The organism is Streptomyces tricolor (genome assembly GCF_002155905.1).
Taxonomy (GTDB): Bacteria; Actinomycetota; Actinomycetes; order Streptomycetales; family Streptomycetaceae; genus Streptomyces; species Streptomyces tricolor.
In genome coordinates this window covers 1-1,195 of the sequence record NZ_MUMF01000762.1, presented here as the reverse complement: position 1 = coordinate 1,195, position 1,195 = coordinate 1, and the positions used below count along the sequence as shown (strand labels likewise).

At 72.8% G+C, this 1,195-nt stretch carries 1 protein-coding gene; it reads right to left on the bottom strand.

The features are described 5' to 3' along the window. Window positions 1-609: 609 nt before the first annotated feature. On the bottom strand, window positions 610-1,195 hold a 586-nt coding region (locus tag CCN44_RS39015; RefSeq protein WP_107502163.1), incomplete at its 5' end, for a hypothetical protein.

Genomic DNA, 1,195 nt, shown 5'->3' with positions numbered 1-1,195 from the left:
GGCGGGCGCCGGCCAGCGGGGAGGCGCGGTCTGGGCCGGTCGGGATGCAGGCGCGCAGGTAGCGGCGGAACAGGGCTGTTGCGAGTCGGGGCTTGAGCCGGTGGCTGATCGGTGGGGGTGTATGGGGTGTTACTGGTTCCTCCGGGAATCGAGCGGGGCGGGGCGTGGCCCCGGCGTGGTGCCGGGGCCACCCGGGCGTCCTACGGAGTGCGTCGGGCCGGTGCGGGGCCCGAAGGGCAGGGGGTCGGTGCCGGGCTCTGCACGGCGAGGCGAGCTGCGCGGGTGCGGGCCTCATGCACGGCCTGTCGGTAGGCGGCTTCGTCGAAGACGTCGGGCGTGNNGGCCAGGAGCAGGGCGGGGATGGCACGGGTCGCCAGGCGCTTCTGTTCGTCGGCACCGAGGTGTTCGGGCACGGTGTGCCAGATGTAGAGCGGCGCGCCCATGGGGTATTCGTGGCGTTCCAGGCCGAGCTGTTCCAGCAGGTCGTGGAGCTTGGCGGGGGCGCCGGAGGGGGTGTCGGCGTGGATGGTGGTCGTCAGGGCCTTGATGTAGATCTCGACGTCCGTGCCGTACTCGTCAGCCAGGTTGGCCATGTGATTCTCTCCGGGTTCAACGGCGGCAGGATGGCCAGGGCTGGGCGGTGCTCGGCGGCGGTGTGAGGGCCGCCGGGTGCGGAACGCGGGCGGCGTGGTTGCGGGCGCGGAGGATCACGTGCGCGGCCTGGCTCATGGAGCTGGCGGTGTCCCCGAGCCGTGCGAGGGGTTCGGGTTCCTCGCCGGGTGCAGCCCCCTGGAGGTCACTGGCGGCGATCCAGGCGCGGACGACCACTTCCCTGGTGAGTGGCAGCAGCCCGTGGACGGGGGCGGCGATCTCGGTCAGGACCTCGGCGATCTCTTCGCTGGTCTCGGCGGCAGCGACTCGCTCGGCGAGATGGGCGAGGTAGCGAAGGGCCGCGTCATGTTCGCTGTCCGGCGTGGCCAGCGCGTTCAGAGCGGGGTCGAGGTGGACGCTGTGACCGGCGGCGAACAGGGCGTGCGAGGCGGTGGTCGCCTTGAGGCGCTGCTGCTCGACGGGCAGGCCGTGGGGGAGCCGGTGGTAGTCCCCGCGCGGTCCAGGAGCGGAGAGGAACCCGCCGGTTCGCTGGAGGATGTCCGCCGCCTTCTCGGTGCCGCCGATGGCGACGACCAGGCCGGTG